Annotated in this window: 15 protein-coding genes; 8 read left to right on the top strand and 7 right to left on the bottom strand. The window is 72.8% G+C overall.

Translation table 11 applies throughout. From position 1 onward, the window contains the following. Positions 1-13 precede the first annotated feature (13 nt). From V1633_RS14660 to egtA, 5 genes are all read right to left on the bottom strand, one after another. The gene (locus V1633_RS14660; RefSeq protein ID WP_331214851.1) at positions 14-601 is read right to left on the bottom strand and encodes a TMEM165/GDT1 family protein; all 588 of its coding nucleotides are present in this window, start codon (positions 599-601) and stop codon (positions 14-16) included. A 273-nt stretch (positions 602-874) separates the two neighbouring features. Continuing rightward, a complete protein-coding gene (gene egtD / locus V1633_RS14655; protein WP_331214850.1) occupies positions 875-1,846 on the bottom strand; it encodes an L-histidine N(alpha)-methyltransferase in 972 nt (323 codons plus the stop codon). Continuing rightward, the gene (gene egtC / locus V1633_RS14650; protein WP_331214849.1) at positions 1,843-2,607 is read right to left on the bottom strand and encodes an ergothioneine biosynthesis protein EgtC; all 765 of its coding nucleotides are present in this window, start codon (positions 2,605-2,607) and stop codon (positions 1,843-1,845) included. Before egtC ends, egtD begins: the two co-directional genes overlap by 4 nt. Beyond that, a complete protein-coding gene (gene egtB, locus V1633_RS14645; RefSeq protein ID WP_331214848.1) occupies positions 2,608-4,002 on the bottom strand; it encodes an ergothioneine biosynthesis protein EgtB in 1,395 nt (464 codons plus the stop codon). Then, the gene (gene egtA / locus V1633_RS14640) at positions 3,999-5,228 is read right to left on the bottom strand and encodes an ergothioneine biosynthesis glutamate--cysteine ligase EgtA (protein ID WP_331214847.1); all 1,230 of its coding nucleotides are present in this window, start codon (positions 5,226-5,228) and stop codon (positions 3,999-4,001) included. The genes egtB and egtA overlap by 4 nt, the downstream gene beginning before the upstream one ends. Positions 5,229-5,411: 183 nt before the next feature. Here egtA and V1633_RS14635 point away from each other — a divergent pair, with 183 nt between their 5' ends. From V1633_RS14635 to V1633_RS14600, 8 genes are all read left to right on the top strand, one after another. Then, entirely contained in the window at positions 5,412-5,762 is a 351-nt protein-coding gene (locus V1633_RS14635; protein WP_331214846.1) for an ArsR/SmtB family transcription factor, read from the top strand. Next, positions 5,759-6,652 carry an SRPBCC family protein gene (locus V1633_RS14630; RefSeq protein ID WP_331214845.1) on the top strand — a complete coding sequence of 298 codons (894 nt, stop codon included), beginning with the start codon at positions 5,759-5,761 and terminating at the stop codon, positions 6,650-6,652. Before V1633_RS14635 ends, V1633_RS14630 begins: the two co-directional genes overlap by 4 nt. 188 nt (positions 6,653-6,840) lie before the next feature. After that, positions 6,841-8,193, top strand: a complete 1,353-nt coding sequence (locus V1633_RS14625) for an ABC transporter substrate-binding protein (RefSeq protein ID WP_331214844.1) — start codon at positions 6,841-6,843, stop codon at positions 8,191-8,193. Next, the gene (locus V1633_RS14620) at positions 8,178-9,098 is read left to right on the top strand and encodes a carbohydrate ABC transporter permease (RefSeq protein ID WP_331214843.1); all 921 of its coding nucleotides are present in this window, start codon (positions 8,178-8,180) and stop codon (positions 9,096-9,098) included. Before V1633_RS14625 ends, V1633_RS14620 begins: the two co-directional genes overlap by 16 nt. Then, on the top strand, positions 9,095-10,042 hold the full coding sequence (locus V1633_RS14615) for a carbohydrate ABC transporter permease (protein ID WP_331214842.1): 948 nt from the start codon (positions 9,095-9,097) through the stop codon (positions 10,040-10,042). The genes V1633_RS14620 and V1633_RS14615 overlap by 4 nt, the downstream gene beginning before the upstream one ends. Positions 10,043-10,103: 61 nt before the next feature. Continuing rightward, a complete protein-coding gene (locus V1633_RS14610; protein ID WP_331214841.1) occupies positions 10,104-11,210 on the top strand; it encodes an ABC transporter ATP-binding protein in 1,107 nt (368 codons plus the stop codon). Positions 11,211-11,256: 46 nt separating this feature from the next. After that, the gene (locus V1633_RS14605) at positions 11,257-12,747 is read left to right on the top strand and encodes a serine/threonine-protein kinase (protein ID WP_331214840.1); all 1,491 of its coding nucleotides are present in this window, start codon (positions 11,257-11,259) and stop codon (positions 12,745-12,747) included. A gap of 175 nt (positions 12,748-12,922) precedes the next feature. Beyond that, positions 12,923-14,185, top strand: coding sequence for a nucleotide sugar dehydrogenase (locus V1633_RS14600; RefSeq protein WP_331214839.1), 1,263 nt, complete (start codon positions 12,923-12,925; stop codon positions 14,183-14,185). Between the two features lie 112 nt (positions 14,186-14,297). Here the strand turns inward: V1633_RS14600 and V1633_RS14595 are convergent, their stop codons facing one another. Together V1633_RS14595 and V1633_RS14590 are read right to left on the bottom strand one after the other, a co-directional pair. Further along, positions 14,298-15,455 carry a glycosyltransferase gene (locus V1633_RS14595; RefSeq protein WP_331214838.1) on the bottom strand — a complete coding sequence of 386 codons (1,158 nt, stop codon included), beginning with the start codon at positions 15,453-15,455 and terminating at the stop codon, positions 14,298-14,300. A 194-nt stretch (positions 15,456-15,649) separates the two neighbouring features. Further along, on the bottom strand, positions 15,650-21,499 hold the full coding sequence (locus V1633_RS14590) for a WD40 domain-containing protein (RefSeq protein WP_331214837.1): 5,850 nt from the start codon (positions 21,497-21,499) through the stop codon (positions 15,650-15,652). Positions 21,500-21,515: the final 16 nt, after the last annotated feature.

Here is a 21,515-nt window from a genome sequence, read left to right as displayed (position 1 = left end):
CCCGCCGGCCAACTCAGGTCAGCTGACGGATGGCGTCGAACAGCAGCCACAACCCGCAGATCGCGAAGAGCACGCTGGCGCCGTACCGGATGGTCCGCTCCGGAAGACGGCGGCCGAGGATCCGGCCGACCGCGATGGCCAGCGCGTCGGCGGCGACCATGCCGACGGTCGAGCCGAGCCAGGTGCCGAACCAGCCGTGCTGGGTGGCCAGGGTGATCGTGGCGAGCATGGTCTTGTCGCCGAGTTCGGCCAGGAAGAAGGCGATCGAGACGGCGATGATCGCGGACCGGGTCGTCCGGTCCGCCTTGCGGCGCTCCTCCTCGGTGAGCTTGTCGCCACGCAACGTCCAGGCCGCGAAGCCCAGGAAGGCCACCCCGGCGAGCAGCGCGATCCACCCGGTGGGCAGCGCCGCGCCGAGGCCGACGCCGAGCGCCACCGAGGCGAGGTGCACCACCGAGGTCGCCACGGTGATGCCGATCAGTACCGGTAGCGCCTTGAATCGGGTGGCGAAGGTCAGTGCCATCAACTGGGACTTGTCACCCAACTCGGCGACGAAGATGACACCGAAACTGATCGCCAGAGCGGCGCTGAAATCCTCCATGACTCCCTTTCCCGGTCGACGCCGGGACAGGGGTACGGCGACCTCGACCCGGCATTACTGCCTGAGCCGAAGGTCTCGCCCGCCCCGGTGGAGACCGAGGCCGCGTGGCCGGGCGCGCAGCACGCGCCAGTGTGTCGACCACGACGTTGGGAGCTACTCCCCTTCGCTGCCGGTCAGCCTACCGGACCGGGTCGGAGGGGCCGCACGGCGGTGTCGCGGGTCACCGTGCCGGTCGGTCCGGGACAGTGCCGGCCCGTCGCGGGCGCCGTCGGCTCAGGTCGCCTGGGCCAGGGTCAGCGCGTACCACCCGTCCGGGTCGGTCCACCGGGCACGGACCGGAAAGCCGGCGGCACCCAGTTCGGCGTCCACGTCCTCGGGGCGGAACTTCGCCGAGATCTCGGTGCGCAGCTCCTCGCCCTCGGCGAAGTCCAGCTCGAGGTCGAGGGCGGGGACCCGGACCCGCTGCGGCGACCGGGCCCGCAGCCGCATCTCGATCCAGCGCCGCCCGGGGTCCCAGAGCGCGACATGGTCGAACGCGTCCGGGTCGAAGTCGGCACCCAGCTCGCGGTTGAGCACCCGCAGCACGTTCCGGTTGAACTCGGCGGTAACCCCGGCGGCGTCGTCGTACGCCGGCACGAGCACCCCGGGATCCTTGACCAGGTCGGTGCCGAGCAGCAGCCAGTCGCCCGGCTCCAGGGCCGTCCGCGTCGACCGCAGGAACGTCGCGCGTTCGTCCGGCGTCAGGTTGCCGATCGTTCCGCCGAGGAAGGCCACCAGCCGTCGGCCGCCGGTCGGCAGCCGGTCCAGGTGCCGGGTGAAGTCGCCGACGATGCCGCGTACCCGCAGGCCCGGATAGTCGGCGGCGATCTGTGCGGTCGACTGGCGCAGGGCACTGACCGAGACGTCCAACGGGACGAAGGTGCCCAGGTCACCCCGCCCGGTCAGCGCGTCGAGCAGCAGCCGGGTCTTCTCCGAGGAGCCCGAGCCGAGCTCGATCAGCGTCTTGACCGAGGTGATCCGGGCGATCTGTCCGGCGTGCTCGGCCAGCACCGCGCGTTCGGTCCGGGTCGGGTAGTACTCAGGCAGCCGGGTGATCCGCTCGAACAGCTCACTGCCCCGGGCGTCGTAGAACCATTTCGGCGGCAGCCACTTCGGCACGGCGGTCAGCCCGGCCCGGACGTCGGCACGCAACGCCCGGCCGAGGTCCTCGTCGGTGAGATGGATCTCCAGCGGTTCGGCGGTCACCGTCTTCCCCCCTCGATCAGCCAGTCCTGCGGTCGGATCTCGCACCGGTCGGCGGTGGCCGCCACCAGGTGTCCGTCGGGCACCGGACGCCAGTCCGGGCGGTCGTCCAGCGGCTCGGAGCAGACCAGCACCGATCCCCCGCCGCCGCGTACCGACAGCGCGTGGCCGGCGGTGCTGGCCACCACCAGGTGCCCGTCGGTGAGCAGCAGGTTGAGCCGGGAGCCGGGCGCGGCGGCGGCCACCTCACCGACCGTGTCGCGTACCGCGTCGGCCGGGGAGGCGCCGGCCCGCAGCCGGTGCCGCAGCAGCGCCCACACCACGGCGGCGTCGGTCGGGGCGTCCAGCACGAGCAGGTCCCGGACCGGTAGCCGGCCGGCCAGCCCGGCGACCGAGTCCGGCCAGCCGACAACCGCCCCGTTCAGGCTGAACAGCCACGCCCCGTCGGCGAACGGCGCGGCGGCGGACTCGGTCACCGGCATCCCGACGGTGGCCGAGCGGACCGCCGCCAGCACCGCGCCGGAAACCGTCGCCGAGGCCAACGCCGGCAGCGCCGGATCGGACCAGATCGGACGGTCCCGGCGGTAGCGCACCGGCAGCGGGTCGGCCCCGTACCAGCCGACCCCGAAGCCGTCGGCGTTGACCGTGCCGCCGCCCCGCATGTCACGCGGCGCCCAGGACTGCCGGACCAGCGAGTGCGGCGGGTCGAACAGCAGCGCGGCCAACGGGACCGGCGGCCCGAGATAGGCGAGATGGCGGCACATTCAGCGGGTCCGGCCCAGGTCACCGGGGTACGCCCGCTCCGGGCCGGCGTCCCGGGCACAGCGGAACCCGCTGAAGATCTGCCGGCGGATCGGCAGGTCCCAGTTGCGGAAGGTGCCCCGGCAGGCCACCGGGTCGGTGCCGAACGAGCCACCCCGCAGCACCTGGTACCTCGGGCCGAAGAAGACCTCCGAGTACTCCCGGTACGGGAACGCCGCGAACCCCGGGTAGCCCTGGAACGGACTGGACGTCCACTCCCAGACGTCCCCGATCAACTGGTGTACGCCGAGCGGCGAGGCACCGGCCGGGTACGCCCCGACCGACGCCGGTGTCAGGTGCCGCTGTCCCAGGTTCGCGTGCTCCGGCGTCGGCTCCCCGTCACCCCACGGATAGCGGCGGGACCGGCCGGTGTCCGGGTCCCAGCGGGCCGCCTTCTCCCACTCGGCCTCGGTCGGCAGCCGCTTCCCGGCCCACGCCGCGTACGCCTCGGCCTCGTGGTAGCCGACGTGTACCACCGGCTCGTCCGGGATCAGTGGCGAGAACCGGCCGAACCGCAGGTAGCCCCAGTCCGCGCCGTCCCGCCGCCAGTGCATCGGCGCGACCAGGTCGGCCTCACACCGGTGCCGCCACCCGGCCTCACTCCACCAGCGCGGGTCCGCGTACCCGCCGTCGGCGACGAAGGCGAGGTACGCCGCGTTGGTCACCGGGGCGGCGTCGATCAGGTACGCGGGCAGTTCCACCCGGTGCCCCGGACGCTCGTTGTCCAGCGCCCACGGGTCGGTCGAGGTACCCATCACGAACGCGCCGGCCGGGATCAGCACCTCACCGGCGACCGGTACCGTCGCCCGTGGTGGCGGCGGCGCGGTCAGCACCGGCGGTCCCACCCGCAACTGGTGGGTGGCGAGCATCGTCTCGTCGTGCTGCTGCTCGTGTTGGGCGATCATGCCGAACGCGAATCCGTCGGCGAGCAGCCGACGGTCCCCGAACCGGACCCCGTCGAGCAGGTCGAGGACCTTGTCCCGGACGGTCGCCACGTAGGAGCGGGCCTCGACCGGTCCGAGCAGCGGCAGCGCCGGACGGTCCCGGCGGGGGTGTTTGAAGGCGTCGTACAGGTCGTCGATGTCGCTGCGGACCGGGTCGCGGCCGCCGACGTCCCGGACCAGCCACAGTTCCTCCTGGTTGCCGACGTGGGCCAGGTCCCAGACCAGCGGCGACATGATCGGCGAGTGCTGGCGTACCAGGTCGTGCTCGTCGACCGCGTCGGTGAGCAGTTGGCTGCGCCGCCGCGCCCGGGTCAGTTCCGCGTGGATCCGTCCGCGCAGCCGTTCGCCCGACCCGGCCAGTTCCGCGACGCCGGTCCGCTCGCCGGTGCCGGTCAGCTCTTCGGTGTGGCTCATGGTCCTCCCTCCCGCGCGGCGGCCAGCCGGCCCGCCACGATCCGTTCGATCTCCGTCCGCACCGGCACCGGCAGACCGGTCCGGTCCAGCGCCCGCAGGCCCAGGTCCAGCACCTCGTCGGCGACCCGGGCCAGCACCGGGTCCCGCAGTCCACGCCGGGCCGCCTCCGCCCACCGGCCGGCGACCGGCTCGGCCACCGCTCGGGCGGCGTCGCGGGTCCGGTCGTCGTCGAGCAACGCGCTGAGCAACGCGACCGGGGCGATCCACTCCCCGTCCGGCTGGGCGTCGAGATAGCGCAGTTCGAGGTAGCCGCGCGGGCGTACCGGCGGGAAGAGGGTGCTGAGGTGGTAGTCCAGGTCGGCGGTGGTCGGCGGCCGGGGCAGCGCCCCGGCCAGCCAGTCCCGGAAGCTGACCCCGGGCGGCGCGGCCCAGTCGTCGCCGTCCCGGCGTACGCAGAGCAGGGGCGCGGCCAGTGCGTAGCGGGCCCAGGCGGTGGCCGGGTCGACGGCGGCGGACGGCGACCAGGCCGGGCGGGTCCGGGCCGGGTCGATGCACAACCAGGCGGCCATCCGGGCGGACGCCCAGCCGGTCTCCCGACACCGGTGCCGGCGTGCGGTGGCGAAGACCGCGAGCAACGGCGGCCCGAGCGCGTGCGCCACCACCCAACGGTCGACGACCTGGTCGGCGGTACCGGCGTCGAGGCAGACCTGCAGGCCGGCGGTGCTGTACATCATCGTCCGGCCGGCCGCGCCGAAGCGGTCGAAGGCGCATCGCATCGCCCGGTAGCGGGGGGTGTCGACGACCGGGGTCGGAGCCCGGTAGGGGTCGATTCCGGTGCGGCCGAGGGCCAGCCCGTCGGCGGCGAGCAGCCCGCTGAGGTGCCGGATGTCGGTGCTGGTGTGTTCGTGCAGGTCGCGGAGCGACCGACGGGGTGCGGTGGAGATCTCCACCTGGCCGCCGGGCTCGACGCTGACCGTGCCGGAGCCGGGTAACGCGGTGACCGGGCCGTCCGGTGCGAGGGTGGTCGGGGCATGCGCGCCGAGCGCGGCCCGGAGCCGGTCCGGAGTGACCGGGCGGGTCGGTTCGGCGGCGTCGTGCAGGGTCCACTCGAGTTCGACGCCGACCAGGGTGGGCGGTCCGGTCTTGAAACAGATCCGGGCGACGTACCCCTCCGCGTCGGCGACCGTCCGCAGGATCGTGCCACTGTCCAGGTCCGACGAGTTCAACGCCCGGGCCTCCTCCGCGTTCCCTCCTGACGACCGCCTCTCCTTACCCCGATCCCCCGTTCCTACCCCGGGTTTTCGGCAACCGTCTCCGGCCGACCCCACGACCGCCCTCGACGACCGGTGGCCCACCCGGTCAGTTATATAACTTGCCTGGCATATTACTGACTTGGTATTTTCGGCGGCATGGCCACCCCGTTCGAGGTCATCGCCGAACCGACCCGACGCCGGATCCTGGACCTGCTCCGGGAACGCCCACGATCGGTCAACGAGCTGACCGAGCAGCTCGGACTCAGCCAACCCGGCACCTCGAAACACCTGCGGGTGCTCCGCGACGCGGGACTCGTCCGGGTCCGCCCCGACGCCCAACGCCGCTGGTACGAACTCTGCCCCGAGCCCCTCGCCGAACTCGACGCCTGGCTCACGCCCTACCGGTGGATGTGGGCCGGCCGCCTCGACGCGCTGGAACGCCACCTGGACACCATGCCGGACGTCACCGAACCGGCCACCGACACCCGACCGGAGGAGAAGCAGTGAGCGAGCGGTTGGACACCGTCGACGGGCGGCAGACACTACACATCGAACGACGGCTGGCGCATCCGCCGGAGAAGGTCTGGTCGGCGGTGACGCAACCGGAGCACCTGAGCCGGTGGTTCCCGGCCGAGGTACGGCTGGAGCCGCGCCCGGGCGGCCGGATCGTCTTCAGCCTCGGCGGCGGGACCGATCCGGCCACCGAGTCCGTCGGGCTGGTCACCGCGTACGAACCACCCCGGTTGTTCGCCTTCACCTGGGACGACGACCTGTTCCGGATCGAGGTGCGTCCGGAGGACACCGGCTGCCTGCTGGTGTTCCGTCACACCTTCGACGACCGACCGGCGGCGGCGAGCTACGCCTCCGGCTGGCGTACCTGCCTGGACGAACTGGAGCGGATCGTCGACGGCCGCCCCGCCGGCCCGGAACACCGCCCCTCCGCACTGCTGCACGAGTCGTACGTCGAGGCGTTCGGGCTGGCCGACGGCACCGTCGAGGCGACACCGGACGGTTGGCGGGTGCGGTTCGCCCGTCAGCTGACCCAACCGGCGGAGACCGTCTGGGCCACCCTGCTCGGACCGGACCCCGGCCGACCGGCCACGGTCGGCGACGTTCCGCCGGCCGGGTTCACCACCGAGGCGTTCCCGGCCGGCGGGATCACCGCCCTGGACGCTCCCCGTCTGCTGGAATACGCGTGGCCGGCCACCGGGCGTCCGCTCGGCCGAATCCGCTGGGAACTCACCGCCGGCACCGGACACGGCGCCCGGCTCGTCCTCGTGCAGACCGGGCCGGCCGAAGCGGTCGCTGACCGGACGGCCGCGTTGACCGTCTGGCGGGCCCGGATCGAGCCGCTCGCCCACCGGCTCGCCGAACTGGCGGAGCGCCCGGCCGACTGACCCCCACCACGGCTTCTGGGCCGGCCCCGGTTCACCGGGTCACCCGGTCCGGTGATCCGTCCGCCGCCGCGACGTGCCCACGACTTGACACCATGCTTGCGAATATGTGCACTTGTGACACTCCGCTCAAGCCGGCTCCGGTCCGCGGCAGCTGACCGGGTCGGCCACCACCACCACGGGGAGGCACGATGGCACGACACGCAGAGCCGGCCACCGGGGGGCCCGGGATCGACCGACGCAGACTGCTCGGGCTCGGCCTCGCCGCCGGGGCCGCCCCGCTGCTGACCGCCTGCGGCGGAGCGTCGACCACCGGCTCGGACGCCGACGGCGCGGTCACCTTCATCTCCACCCAGTTCACCCCGGTCGAGGAACGCCAACGGTTCGAGCAGATCCTCCGGGAGCGGGTCACCGGCGCCACCGTGTCGTACAACCCGGTCGAGCCGAACGTCTTCGCCTCCACCCTCACCTCCCAGGCGGCGGCGAACCGGGTCCAGGTCAGTCTCGCCGGCGGACTGCACGGCGACCTCGCCCCGCACGCCGAGCGACTGGTCAACCTGGACGAACTCGCGACGAAACTCGCCGACCGGCAGTTCCCGCCGGAGATCGCCGAACTGGGCCGGCTGGGCGGCGGGGCCACCACGTACCTGCCGTGGATGCAGGCGTCGTACGTGCTCGCCGTGCACAAGCGGGCTCTGCAGTGGCTGCCGAGCGGGGCCGACGTGCAGAACCTGACCTACGACCAGTTCCTGACCTGGGTCACCGACGCCCGGCGGGGCAACGGCGGCAAGCCGGTGCTCGGCCTGCCCTGCGGCCCGAAGGGTCTCTACCACCGGTTCTTCCAGGGCTACCTGCTGCCGAGTTTCACCGGCGGCCAGATGACCACCTTCCGGGGTCCGGACGCGGCCGAGGCGTGGCGGTACATGACCCAGCTCTGGGCGCAGACCGCACCGGCGTCGACCAACTTCGACAACATGCAGGAGCCGCTGCAGCGCGGTGAGGTGCTGGTCGCCTGGGACCACGTCGCCCGGCTGGTCGCCGCCCCGGCCGACAAGCCGGACGACTGGGTGATGGCGCCGGCGCCGCGCGGCCCGAAGGGACTGGGTTACATGCTCGTGGTCGCCGGGTTGGCGATTCCGAAGGGCGCGCCCGAGGCGGACCGGGCCCGTCAGGTGATCGAGACCCTCACCGCCCCGGAGGTCCAGGTCGAGGTGCTGCGCCGCAACGCGTTCTTCCCGGTCGTCAACACCACCCTGCCGGCCGACCTGCCACCGGCGATCGCGCTCGAGGCCGAGGCGGTACGCCGGCAGCAGGAGGCCGAGGGTGCCGTGGTGGCGCTGCCGCCGGTCGGGTTGGGCGCCCGGGACGGCGAGGTGTCGCAGATCTTCAAGAACTGCTTCAAGGAGATCTGCCTGGACCGCCGCCCGGTGCAGCAGGTGCTGGACCGGCAGGCCCGGGAGCTGAACAAGATCCTCGACGAGGTGAAGGTGCCGTGCTGGCGCCCGGACCCGGTCGTCGCGGGGCAGCCGTGTCGGGTGCAGTGACCGGCGCACCGGAGGCGACGGCACCCCCGGCCCCGTCCGCACCGGCCCGCCGTCGACGGCGGGCCCGGATCCCGACGCCGGTGCTGCTGGTCGCTCCCTCCGTGGTGTTCCTCGCCGCGCTCTTCCTCTGGCCGATCGTGGTCGGCGTGGCGCAGGCGTTCACCGACCAGGACGGCGCGACCCTCGCCCATCTGCGCCGGATGGTCGACGACCCGTACTTCTGGGACGCCGCCCGCAACACGGCGCTGCTGATCGTCGTCCTCATCCCGCTGCAGTTCGGATTCGCCCTGACCATGGCGCTGCTGCTGCGGGAACGTCCCAAGCTCTCGTCGTTCTACTTCTACGTCTGGTGCGTACCGCTGGCGATCAGCGACCTCGCCGCCGGACTGGTCTGGCTGGCCATCTTCGCCGACCGGGGGTACCTCAACTCGCTGTTGGCCCGGCTCGGCCTCGGCGACGGGTACGCGTGGCTGTCGTACGACAACCAGAGCACGATGTTCGTCGCGGTGCTCCTGGCCGAACTGTGGCGGGCCACCTCACTGGTACTGGTGATCGTGGTCGCCGGACTGCAGAACGTGCCACGGGACTACGACGAGGCGGCGGCGGTCTTCGGCGCCACCTACTGGCAGCGGCTCCGGTACGTGATCCTGCCGCAACTGCGGCCCAGCCTGCAGGTCGCGCTGATCCTGCGGACCATCCTCGGGTTGCAGACCTTCGCCGTCGCCCAGGCGCTCACCGGCCGGAGTTTTCCGCTGCTGGTCGGCGAGACGTACCAGTGGTACGTGACCCTGCAGAACGAGGGGGTCGCGGCGGCGATCGCACTGGTGATCCTGCTGATGTCGATCGGCACCGCGATCGTCTACCTGCGGGTGCTGCGCGACCCGGCGGCCGGGGGCCTCCGGTGAGCGGCGGGTCGGTGGCGCCGGAACGCCCCGGACACGTTCCCGGACCGGCGCCGGGCGACGACGGGCCGGCGCCGCCGGTCGGTTCGGCGGACGGCGGGGCGGTGGGGCCGCCGCGCCGACCGGTGCGGCGCGGCCGGGCCGCCCGGCGCCGGACCGTCGTGCTGCACGTCGTCTGTGTCGCGGTGACCCTCTTCATGGGACTGCCGATCTACCTGATCGCGCTGGCCGCGCTCTCCAGCCGCGAGTCGCTGAACGAGTTCCCGCTGCCGCTGGTCCCGACCGCTCCGTCGGTGGAGACGATGCGGGTCTTCCTGGACACCACCGGGGTGATCGCCGGGTTCCAGAACTCGGTGGAGGTGGGGCTGCTCAGCCTCGTTCTGTCGTTGGCCCTCGGCGTGCCGGCCGGCTACGCGGTGGCCCGGTACGCCTTCCGGGGACGGCAGCCGTACCAGTTGTTCCTGCTGCTCACCCGGGCCCTGCCGATCGTGGTGCTGTCCGTTCCGCTGGCCCGGGTCTTCCTGGCCACCGGGCTGTACGACACCACGTACGCGGTCGCGCTGCTGCACACCGCGCTGGCCCTGCCGACCACGGTGCTGATCACCTCGGCGATCTTCGTCGCGGTACCGGTCGAGCACGAGGAGGCGGCGATGGTCTTCGGCGCCACCGCGTCGAAGGCGTTCGCGCGGGTGGTGCTCCCCCAGGCGCTGCCCGGGATCGCCGCCGCCGCCATCTTCACCTTCGTCACCTCGTGGAACGAGGTGCTCGGCGCGGCGGTGCTGACCCTGGGTCGACGTACCCTGCCGGCCCAGGTGCTCTCGACGCTCGCCGACTCGCCGTTGGCGTTCCGGTTCGCCGGCGGGTTCGCGCTGGTCGTGCCGGCGCTCGTTTTCATCGCCTTCATGCGCCGCTACCTGTTGAACATGTGGGGAACCACGATCCGCTGACCGGGTCGACCGCGACAGCGGCCCGACGACGGTTCGGGCGGCACCGAGGAAAGGACGGACGTTGGCACAGATCGTGCTGCGGGACCTGGTGAAGACGTACCCCGGGACCAGGACGCGCGCCACCGACGACATCAGCCTCGAGGTACGCGACGGGGAGTTCCTGGTGCTCGTCGGCCCCAGCGGCTGCGGCAAGACGACCCTGCTCCGGATGATCGCCGGGTTGGAGACCCCGGACTCCGGGAGCGTGCACATCGGCGGCCGGGACGTGACCGAACTGCCGGCCCGCGAGCGCGGTCTGTCGATGGTCTTCCAGTCGTACGCCATCTTCCCGCACCTGCGGGTCCGACAGAACATCGGATTCGGGCTGACCATGCGGAAGACGCCGAAGGCGGAGATCGACCGGCGGGTCGCCGAGGCCGCCGAACTGCTGCACCTCACCGACTACCTGGACCGGTACCCCGCCCAGCTCTCCGGCGGGCAGCGTCAGCGGGTGGCGGTGGCCCGGGCCATCGTGGTCGACGCCGACGTGCTGCTGATGGACGAACCTCTGTCCAATCTGGACGCACTGCTCCGGATGGAGTTCCGCACCGAGTTGAAGCGCATCGTCGGCAGGCTCGGCACCACCACCGTCTACGTCACCCACGACCAGGCCGAGGCGCTCTCCCTCGGCGACCGGGTCGCGGTGCTGCGGGAGGGCCGGATCGCCCAGGTGGGTCCACCGCTGGAGGTGTACGACGAGCCCGCCGACCAGTTCGTCGGCGGTTTCCTCGGCGCACCGCCGATGAACTTCCTCCCGGCCCGGCTCGACCGTTCGGGCGACCGGCCGGCGTTGCGGATCGGGGACCAGCGCACCGCCGCCCCGGCCGCACTGGCGGAGCACCCGGACGACGAGGTCACGGTCGGCGTACGGGCCGAGAACATCGAGGTCTTCGACGCCGACGGGCCGGACCGGCTGGCGGCCCGGGTGGAGGTGGTGGAGCCGACCGGCGCGGCGATCCTGCTCACCGTGGACCTGGCGGGTCGGCAGTTGAAGGTGCAGACGCCGCCGACCTTCCGGATCGGGCCGGGGAGCCCGGTCTGGCTGGCCGTCGACCCCGGTAGGATGCGGTTCTACCGGCCCGACTCGACCGCCGTACGACTGCCGGACCAGCCTACCCGCAGGACGTGACCGGCGCGATTGCGTACCCGAAGGTACCGCTGGGTACGGTGTGCACGTGTTGGAATCGGGAGTCGTGCTGGGCGGCCGATACCGTCTGGACGAGCGTGTCGCCACCGGCGGGATGGGTGACGTGTGGCGTGGCACGGACGTCGTGCTCGGTCGCCAGGTGGCGGTCAAGGTGCTGCTGCCTGCGCTGCTCGCCGATCCCGGTTTCATCGCCCGGTTCCGTGCCGAGGCGCGGATGCTGGCCGCCCTCCGGCATCCCGGCATCGTGCAGGTCTACGACTACGGCGAGGACAACCAGCCGACAGGTCGGGCCGACTACCTGGTGATGGAGTACGTCGACGGCGAACCGCTCTCCGAGCGGATCCGGGCGGCCGGGCGACTGGGTCTCGCCGAGACGCTACGGGTGGTCGCCCAGGTCGCACAGGCGTTGCACGCCGCGCATCTCGGCGGGATCGTGCACCGGGACGTCAAGCCGAGCAACCTGCTGGTGCAGGCGGACGGCACGGTACGGCTGCTGGACTTCGGGGTGGCCCGCTCGGTGGAGATCACCAGCATCACCAGTTCGAACGCGGTGCCCGGCACCGCTCTCTACATGGCCCCGGAGCAGGCCGCCGGTCGACCCGTCTCGGCCGCCACCGACATCTACGCCCTGGGGGCGGTCGCCTACCAGTGTGTCGCCGGTGACCCACCGTTCACCGGCGACACCCCGCTGCAGGTCGCGGTGAAGCACCTGCACGACGAGCCCGCCCCGCTGCCCGACGACGTACCCGAGCCGGTCACCGCGCTGATCGGCCGGGCGTTGTCGAAGGATCCGGCCGACCGTTACCCGAGTGCGGCGGCCTTCGCCCGGGCGGCCCGGGCGGCGGCGAGTCATCCGACCGTCGTCGCGGCCGGTGCCGCCGCGCCGGCGGTCGTCGCGGTGGCTGCCGGGGACGGGGACGGGGAGGACGCCGAGGGGGTCGTGGCGATCCCGGGCGGGACGGCGGACGGGGTCGCGGTCTCGGACGGTGTCGGCGGAACGACCACCGGTGGCGGTTCCGGACGAATGGGTCAGACCACGAACACGCTGGCCGACAATCCGGTGGTTCCGCTGGTCGGCGATCCGGTGGCTCCGCTGACCGACGGCCGGCCCGAAAGGTCCGGGGTCGGCCCGTTGACCCTGGCCGGGGTCGCGGGCGCGGTGGGGGTGGTGGCCGCGGCGGTCACCGCCCTGATCGCGTTCCAACTGCCCGACGGCGCCCCGGCGACGAACCCGCCGGCATCGCCGACCGCCACGGCGGGCCCCAGCGAGGAGCCGAGCCACCCGGAGGAGACCAAAAGCGCGGAGTCGGACGGGGAGAACGATCCGCCGGTCCGGCCGAACCGTTCGAAGAGTCCCACTCCGACGCCGAGCCCGAGTGCGTCGAGCCCGGACACCGAACCCGGAGGCGAGCCGACCGTCGCGCCGACAACGCCGGCCGAGCCGACCGAGCCGCCGGCGACCACGCCGGCGGGACCCGCCGATCCACCCAGTGGCGGGGTCGACCCCGACCAGGACTGAGCAGGTCGCGACCCGGTCTGCCCGGGGGTTGGCGGGTCGGCGGGTCGGCGGGTCGGCGGGTCGGCGGGTCGGCGGGAAGATACGCGAGATAGTTCCCTTTATCCGCGTTTCCAATGTGATCACTGATAAATCATCCTATGGTGTGCCCACGTTGTCGCCCACCGTGGGAGCCCGGATGACCAGGGAAAAGCTCGTTGTCATCGGCCAGGGGTACGTCGGCCTTCCGCTGGCGGTGTCCGCCGTGGAGGCCGGGCTCGACGTGGTCGGCCTGGATGTCGACACCGGCCGCATCCGGCAACTCGGCAGCGGGCACTCCTTTGTCGAGGACATCACCGACAGCCGGCTCGCCGCCGCCCTGGCGACCGGACGCTACCTGCCGACCGTCAACTACGCGGACGCGAAGGACTTCGACGTCTGTGTGATCAGTGTGCCGACGCCACTGCGGGACGGCGTACCGGACCTCAGCTACGTCGAGCAGGCCGGCACCGCGCTGGGGCCGTACGTCCGCCCCGGCTGCACGGTCATCCTGGAGTCGACGACCTATCCCGGTACCACCGAGGAACTGCTCCGGCCGCTGCTGGAGCAGGGCAGCGGGCTGCGCAGCCCGGGCGACTTCCACCTCGGCTACAGCCCGGAGCGGATCGACCCGGGCAACCAGACCTGGCGGCTGGAGAACACCCCGAAGGTGGTCTCCGGTCTCGACGCGGCGGCACTCGCCCGGGTCGACACGTTCTACCGGCGGATCGTGGACCGGACCGTGCCGGTCGACTCCCCCCGGGTCGCCGAGTTGACCAAACTGATCGAGAACACGTTCCGTCAGGTCAACATCGCACTCGTGAACGAGCTCGCGGTGTTCAGCCACGAACTCGGCATCGACGTCTGGCAGGCGATCGGGGCGGCGGCCACCAAACCGTTCGGTTTCATGTCCTTCACCCCGGGACCGGGTACCGGTGGGCACTGTCTGCCGATCGACCCCTGCTACCTGTCCTGGCAGGTAAAACGCCGGCTCGGACGGCAGTTCCGGTTCATCGAACTGGCCGGCGACATCAACCACTCGATGCCGGAGTACGTGACACAGCGGGTGATGGCCGGCCTGAACGCCCGGGGGCGGGCGCTGCGGGGCGCGAGTCTGCTGGTGATCGGGCTGGCGTACAAGCGGAACACCGGTGATCTCCGGGACTCCCCCGCGGTCGACGTGACCAACCGGCTGCGGGCCCTCGGGGCGCGGATCAGGGCGGTGGAGCCGTACGCCGACCCGCGGCACGTCCCGGCCGGGGTGACCGTCGTCGAGTTGACCGAGGAGGAGGTCCGGGCCGCCGACGCGGTGGTGGTGGTGACCGACCACGACGGCCTCGACTACGACATGGTCGGGCGGACCGCCCGGTACGTCTTCGACAGCCGCGACCGGTGCGCCGGGCCGGACGTGGAACGGCTCTGACCTGACCCACCGTCGTCCGGGCCGACCCGGCGACCAGGGCCGTGCCCTGCCGGCGACCGGGGGCGTGCCGAGCCGGTGACCAGGGTCGTGCCCTGCCGGCGACCGGGGGCGTTCAGCGGGCCCGGGCCAGCATGGGGACCGGTTCGGCGTACTCCGGGGTCCAACCGCCCCGGGCCATCGCGAGCCGGTGGTAGAGGTCGCGGGTGGCGGCCACCAGCCGTGGCGTGCCGAACGCCTCCCGGGTGTCGGCCGCCGCCGCCCACCCCATCCGCCGCCGCAGTTCGGCGTCACCGAGCAGCCGCAGCACCGCCCGACACAGACCGTCGAGGTCCCGGCGGTCGCAGAGCAGTCCGGTCCGTTCGTGCCGAACCACCTCGGCCACGCCGCCGACGTCGGTGGCGACCACCGGCCGGCCGGCCTGGGCGGCTTCGATCAGGGCCAGTGGGGTGCCCTCGTGGTCCGAGGTCAGCAGCACGACGTCGGCCGCGGCGTAGACCGTCTCGACGTCCGGCCGCCAGGGCAGGAAGGTCACCGCGAGGTTGTCGGCCTCGGCGGCGGCGACGGTCTCGGCGAGCCGGTCACCCTCGCCGCAGATCACGAACCGGGCGTCCGGCATCCGCCGTCGGACCGCCCGGGCCACGGTGAGCACCCGGTCGAGCCGTTTGACCGCGTTGACCGGTCCGACCGAGGCGACCACCGGTCCCGCCTCCGCCAGGCCCAGCCGGCGCCGGGCCTCGGCCCGGTCCGGTACGGGCGACAGGCTGGCTCCCGGCGGCATGACGGTGTACTGGTCGGGGCGACCGATCCGGGCGGCCAGCAGTTCGTCGCGGACCTGGGCGTTCACCGCGACCAGGGCGGAACTCGTCCGGGCGAACGCCCACTCGACGGCGGGGACCTGCCGGGGGGACGTCGACGACCGGCGGTGCGCCCGCGGGTGGTCGTGGAAGCTGTGCACCCGGATCGGCACCCGGCACGCCACGGCGGCGGCCCGACCGAGGACGCCGCTGAGCGGATCGTGGCTGTGCACCAGATCCGGTCGGAACTCGCGCATCGCGGTGACCAGGGCGGCCAGCGCCCGGAGGTGGTCGGCCGGCCGGCCGGTACGCCGCAGTTCGGGCAGCACCCGGACCGGTACGTCGGCGGCCCGGAGCCGTCGGTAGTCGGGCTCGCCGGGCTCGACCGGACCGGCGTAGAGCCGCTGCTCGAACCGGTCCGGATCGAGTCCGCGCAGCAGCGCGCCGACCTGCGGGGCGGCCTCCCCGACAGTCATCCGGGAGATGATCCGCAACACCCGAAGCGGTCGCATGGTCTCTGACCTTTCGCGAGTCCCGGCACCTCCGCACGGCGGAACACCTCCCACCGTCCGACCAGGATGCCGGAATTTCACTGTTGGTCCCGTTATACAACTTATCTGGCCAGATGAGCGTGTTATCGGCATAACTGCCGACGGAGACCGGGGAACGTCTAGAAAGGCGCCTCGGAGGGAAGCCGACGGACCTGGGTCAGGTACGCGTCAAGTTCGCCGATCTCGAACCGGCAGGTGCCGATGGCGTGCCAGAACTGACCCACGCTGTCACCTTCCAACTTGTACCGGCCGTCCGGGCTCAACGCCGCCCAGCCGTCCTTCAGGCCGATCAGGGTCATCCGCGGCTGGGCGTGCCCGGGGTCGGCCACGTCCCACAGCCGCACCGTGCCGTCGTCGCCGGCGCTGGCCAGCAGTGTGCTGTCCGGACTGAACGCCACCGACCAGACCCGCCGGCTGTGCCCGGCCAGGATGCCGTGCCGCCGCCCGGTACGCGGATCCCAGAGCCGGATCACCAGGTCGTCACCGGCCGTCGCGAGCAGATTTCCGTCCGGACTGAACGCGGCGGTCCAGAGCCGACCGGTGTGCGCGGTGAGGACCCGCAGCCGGCTACCGGTGCCGGTGTCCCAGATCGCCGCCGTGCCGTCGTTGCTCGCGCTGGCCAGCAGCCGACCGTCCGGGCTGAACACCACCGCGTAGACCCGGTCGGTGTGGTGTTCCAGGACCGTCCGGCAGGTGCCCGTGGCGGTGTCCCAGAGCCGGACCAGCCGGTCGTCGCACCCGGTCGCGATCGTCGTACCGTCCGGACTGAACGCGACCGAGCGGACCCGGCCCCGGTGCGGGGTGAGCGTGCCGATGTGCCGACCGGTGGTCCGGTACCAGAGCCGTACCGTGTCGTCGTCGTTGGCGGTGGCCATCACGTCACCGTCCGGACTGAACGCCTCCGCCCACACGTGGTCGGTGTCCACGTCGAGTTCCCGCTCGTCGAACCCGGTCTCCACGTTCCACAGGTGGACACCGCCGTCACCGCCGGCCGCCGCGAGCAGCGGCGTACCGGGACAGAAGACGGCCGAGATCAGCCGGTCCGCGGCCCCGGCGAGTTCCCGTACGCAGCGCCCGCCGCGCGGGTCCCACAACCGGACCACACCGTCGTTTCCGCAACTGGCCAACGTCGAGCCGTCCTCCCGGAAGGCGACCGAGGTGACCCGCCGGCCGTGCCCCCGCAGGGTGTGCTGGCACTGCCCGGAGGCCACGTCCCACAGCCGGGTCGTGCCGTCGTTGCTGCTGGTCACCAACTGTTCGCCGGAGGGGTGGAAGGCGACCGGCCAGACCGATCCCCGGTGTCGGCTCAACTCGTGCCGCAGCTGTCCGCTCGGCACGTCCCACAGCCGTACCCCGCCGTCGCTGGAGGCCGTGGCCAAGGTGGCGGCGTCGCCGCTGAACCGCACGCTGTAGATGGCACCGCCCTGCCGGGCAAGGGCCCGGACCGGTCGCCCGGTCGCCGGCTCCCACAGCCGCACCCCGCCGGAGGTGTCCCCGGTCGCCAGCAGGCTGCCGTCCGCGGTGAAGTCCAGCGCGTAGACGTCCGCCTCGTGGCCACGCAGCACCAGCCGCTCGGTGCCGGTGACGGCGTCCCGGATCCGGACCCGGCCACCCTGGCCGGCGACCGCGAGCAGCGCGCCGCCCGGACCGATCCGCAACCGGTAGCCGACCTCCGCGTCCCGCAGTTCGTAGCGCGGCTCGCCGGTGTCGAGGTCCCAGCCCCGCACGGTGCCGACGCTGTCACCCACCACCAGCAGTGTCCCGTCCGGACTGAACGCGGCGGTCCAGATCGGCGAGGCGTGCCCGGGCAGCTCGTGGCGGAGTTCGCCGGTCGCGGTGTCGAAGACCCGGACCACCCCGGCGGCGTCACCAACGGCCAGCGCGCCCCGGCCCGGCCCCACCGTCACCGGCCAGATCCAGTCGCGGAACCCCTCCAGGACGTGCCGCAGATCGCCGTGATCCGCGTCCCAGAGCCGGACCGTGAGGTCGGCCGAGGCGGTCACCAACTGGCCCCCGGCGACGTCGTAGTCGACCAGGTAGACCCGGCCCCGGTGACCCTGCAGGGTCCGCACCGGCAGCCCGGCGACGGTGTCGCAGATCAGCACCCCGCCGTCGTCGGTGCCGACCGCCAGCGTCGCCCCGTCCGGACTGTACGCCGCCGGGTCCGGGATCCGGCCCACCTCGAAGCCGTAGCCGACGCCGACCGCCGGCGGGGCCAGCCCGGGTACCACCGGTCGGCCGGGTGCGACGACCGCCGCCCGCAACTCCGGGGCGAGCAGCAGCGCCGGGTCGGCCGTCACGTCGATCAGGGCCGCCCGGTGCCAGCGGCTGCCCTGCACCGACGCGCCGCGCAGATCGGCCCGGAGCAGCCGGGCACCACCGAGGTCGGCGTCGCGCAGGTCGGCCTCGGCCAGGTTGGTCTGGTCCAGCCGGGCGCCGGCCAGCCGGGCGCCCCGCAGGTTGGCCCCCTGCAGGTTGGTGAGGACCAGCCGGGCCTCGCTGAGGTCGGCCTCGCCGAGGTCGGCGCCGGCCAGGTCCCGGTGCGAGAGGTCCTCGCCGCGCAGCACCGCGCCGCGCAGGTCGGCCCGGGCCGGCAGCCGCAACCGGGCGCTGAGCCGCAGCGCGTTCGCACGGGCCGTCTCGGCCGCCGGGGAGTCGTCGCCGAGCACCTCCGCCGTCCACTGTTCACAGCGCGCGGCATCGGCGAGATCGGCCAGGAAGTCGACGGTGAGCTGGGAGAGCGGACGTCGGGACAGCCCGCTCGGGGACTCACCCCGGTTCAGCCGGGTGGCCAGGTCGTTCGCCACCAGCCACTCCACCACCGAGGCGTGGATGAAGCCGAACAAACCCTCGTCGGTACGGACCAGCAGGCTGCCCGCCCCCACCGCGTGCGCCGCCTGCTGGCGGGAGAGCCGGAACTCCGCCAGATCGGTCAGGGTGTCGGCGACCTCGGCGATCTCGGCCAGCCGCAGGTACGAATCGCCGCTCTCCCAGAGCCGCAGTGCCAGTCGGGTCACCGCGGTCCACAGTTCGGCCCGGCCGAGGTTGACCGGCGCCCCCGGCACGTCCCGGGTCCGCCGCTCCTCGAAGTCCAGCCAGGACTCCAGGATCTCCCGGTACAGCGCGGCCGCGCTGAACGCGCTCGCCCCGGCGACCGCGGCGAGCCGCCGGTCGTCCAGGTTGGCGATGAAGCCGAGCATCCGCGGGTTACGGGAGAGCCCCAGCAGGTCCCGCACCCCGCGCAGCAGGTCCATCCGCTCCTGGGCGGCCTGCTCGTCACCGCCGTACCGGTGCCGCAGGTAGGTGCGGATCTGGCCCGGGGTGAAGTCCTCGATGGTGAGCACCCGGCGGTGCGGCAGCAGTCCGACCCGCTCACCGAGCGCGGTGAACACCTGGGAGGTCGTCTTGAAGTGCTGGGTACGACTGCTCACCACCACCTTCGCCGCCCCGTCGGCGGCCTGCAGCAGCGCCTCCAGGTGGTCGGCGGCCCGGTCGTAGGTGACCCGGGCGACAAGTTCGTCGAAGCCGTCGAAGAGCAGCACGATCCGCCCCTGCCGGAGCATGAACCGGAACGCCTTGAGGTCGATCACCTGCTCGCCGTGGTTGGCCAGGTGGGCGGCGACCAGGCCGTCGACCGAGTGCGCCTTGTCCAGCGCGCGCAGCTCCACCAGGATCGGGATCAGATCCGGGGCGGCGGTCGGCAGTCGACGGGCCGCCTCACGCAACGCGAACGTCTTGCCCCGGCCGAAGTCGCCGAGCACCAGGACGAACCGACCGTCCGGCTCGGTCAGGATGCCCAGCAGCTCCTCGACCACGTCCTCCCGCACCCCCTGCTCCCCGCCGACCAGATGGCGGTACCGCTGCGGGACGTACAGCTGCGGCGGATAGAGCTGGTCGGCCTGCAGTCGGGCGGTCTGCGCCGCGACGTAGTCGCGCAGGTCGAGCAGGCCCTGGAACTCGGTCAGGTTCACCACCCGTACGCCCCGGCGCAGCGCCTCGTCGTACTGGGCACGGGGCAGCCGGGGACCCTCGTAGACCAGTTCCGAACCGATCTCCGGATTGGCGGCGTGCACCCGGCGGGCGAACTCGTCGATCTCAGCCGGGCTCGGCGGCCCGAGACTCACCCCGATCCGCTGCTGCCGGACGACGCCGTCCTCGCGGTAGGTGACGAACAGGTGCGGCCGCTCACCCTCGGCGCGCCGCCCGTCGATCCGCCGGATCAGCACCCGGTCGTGCCGGGCCTCACAGACCTCGGTGATCCGACCGAGCAGCTCGTCGACGGGGTCGACGAGCTGGTCCGGGTCGTCCGCCCGGTGCTCGGCCCGCTCGGGTGGCAGCTCCGGGCCGGCCGGACCGAGCCCCTGGGCGGTCAGCTCGCCGGGACCCGACGTCCGCTGGCCGGGTACCTGGGTCGGTCCGGTGGTGCCGAAGGTCGCCTCGACCCTCGACCAGCGCCGTCCGATCTCCTCACCGGCGTCGTACCGGTCGTCCCGACCGAGTACCCAGCGGGTCAGGCCGGTCGCGCCGATCCGGAGCAACTGGGCACGTCCGCCGGTCACCGCCGGCGCGAGCGGCAGGTCCCGGTCGCCGGGGCTGCCCGGCGCCGCCGCGCCGGACACCAGCAGGTTCAGCATCGGCGCGACGAGCCGGCCGAAGGTGGTGCCGTCGCGCAGCGTCGCCTCGGCGGCGGAGCCGGCGCCGGCCGGGTACGGATCACCGTCGCCCGGGGTGTGTGCCATCACCCCGAGCCGCAGCCACCCGGTCTGCTGGTACGGCCGCAGCCACTGCGCGAACCAGCTCGCCTGGGCCTCCCCGAGGTGCCCGTAATGGTCCTCGTCCCGGTGGCTGTCGGCCATCGTGGAGTTCAGTCCGGCGACCACGACCTGCAGGTCCGGCACCGCGTACAGGGTCCACGGCTGCTCGCTGTCGAAGATCGGTTCGTCCAGTCCCTGGTAGACCTCGTCGAAGAGCCGGGCGTAGTGCCGCCACTTCGGCCAGTACGGCGGCTGCGGGTCGACGTCGTCGGCCTCGCAGGTGGCGAAGTAGGCCCGGCTCGCCGCCCGGGTGATGTCCCGGGGGCCGGGAACCACCACCAGCCGGTGCGGTTCCAGTCCGACCAGCACCCGCAGGCCGGTGAGGAAGCTCAGCGCGTCCTCGAACTCCCGGGCGCTGCCGGACTCGGTGAGGTTGCCGGCCACCACGATCAGGTCGGGCCGGGGCACGCCGTCGTTCATCAACAGGGTGAGTTCACCCATGATGTTCTCCTGCAGCTCGCCCGGCGTCACCGGCGCGCCCGGCTCGATCAGCCCCCGGCCGAACCGGGGACCGGCCACCTGCAGCACGGTCACCGCCGTACGGGTGCCCGGACCGGCACCCACCGTCGGCGGGAAGGGCGGCGGGTTGATCGGGGTACGCCGGGACCGGATGTGTCCCCGCCTCGCCCCGGTCGTCACCTGTTCCAGCACCCCGATGCCGGGGGTGCCCGGCTGCCCCGCCGGGAAGCCCGGCCGCTCGACCGGTTTGGCCCGCCCGTCGAGCGCCTGGCGGATCCGCCCGAGGACGCGGTCGCGGGCCTCGACGGGGTCGACGACGCCGACCAGGTCGACGTAGGTGATGGTGGCGAGCAGCCCGTCCAGCGGGCAGTCCTCGATCCGGACGGTGACCAGCTTGTTGCCGACACCGGTCGGGTCGGCCCGCAGCGCCGCCTGCCACTCCAGCTTGCCGTAGGTCGACCGCAGGTACCGTTCGGAGAGGACGGCGACCACCACCGACGCCTCCCGGACACCCCGGTCCATGAAGTCGATGAAGTTGGTGCCGGGCACGAAGTCCCAGGCCTGCAACATGGTCCGGTAGCCGGCCGCCTCGAACTCCCAGGCCAGCCAGGTCGCCCAGCGCTCGTCGGCGGGCGAGTAGCTGATGAAGAAGTCGATGGGGCGTTCGGCCCGGGCTGACGGCACGCGACCTACCATCCGGACAGTATGCCGG

Source organism: Plantactinospora sonchi (assembly GCF_036422035.1).
In the GTDB taxonomy this organism is placed as follows: Bacteria; Actinomycetota; Actinomycetes; order Mycobacteriales; family Micromonosporaceae; genus Plantactinospora; species Plantactinospora sonchi.
Note: the sequence above shows the minus strand (reverse complement) of the source record. Positions and strands in the feature narration are given on the sequence as shown.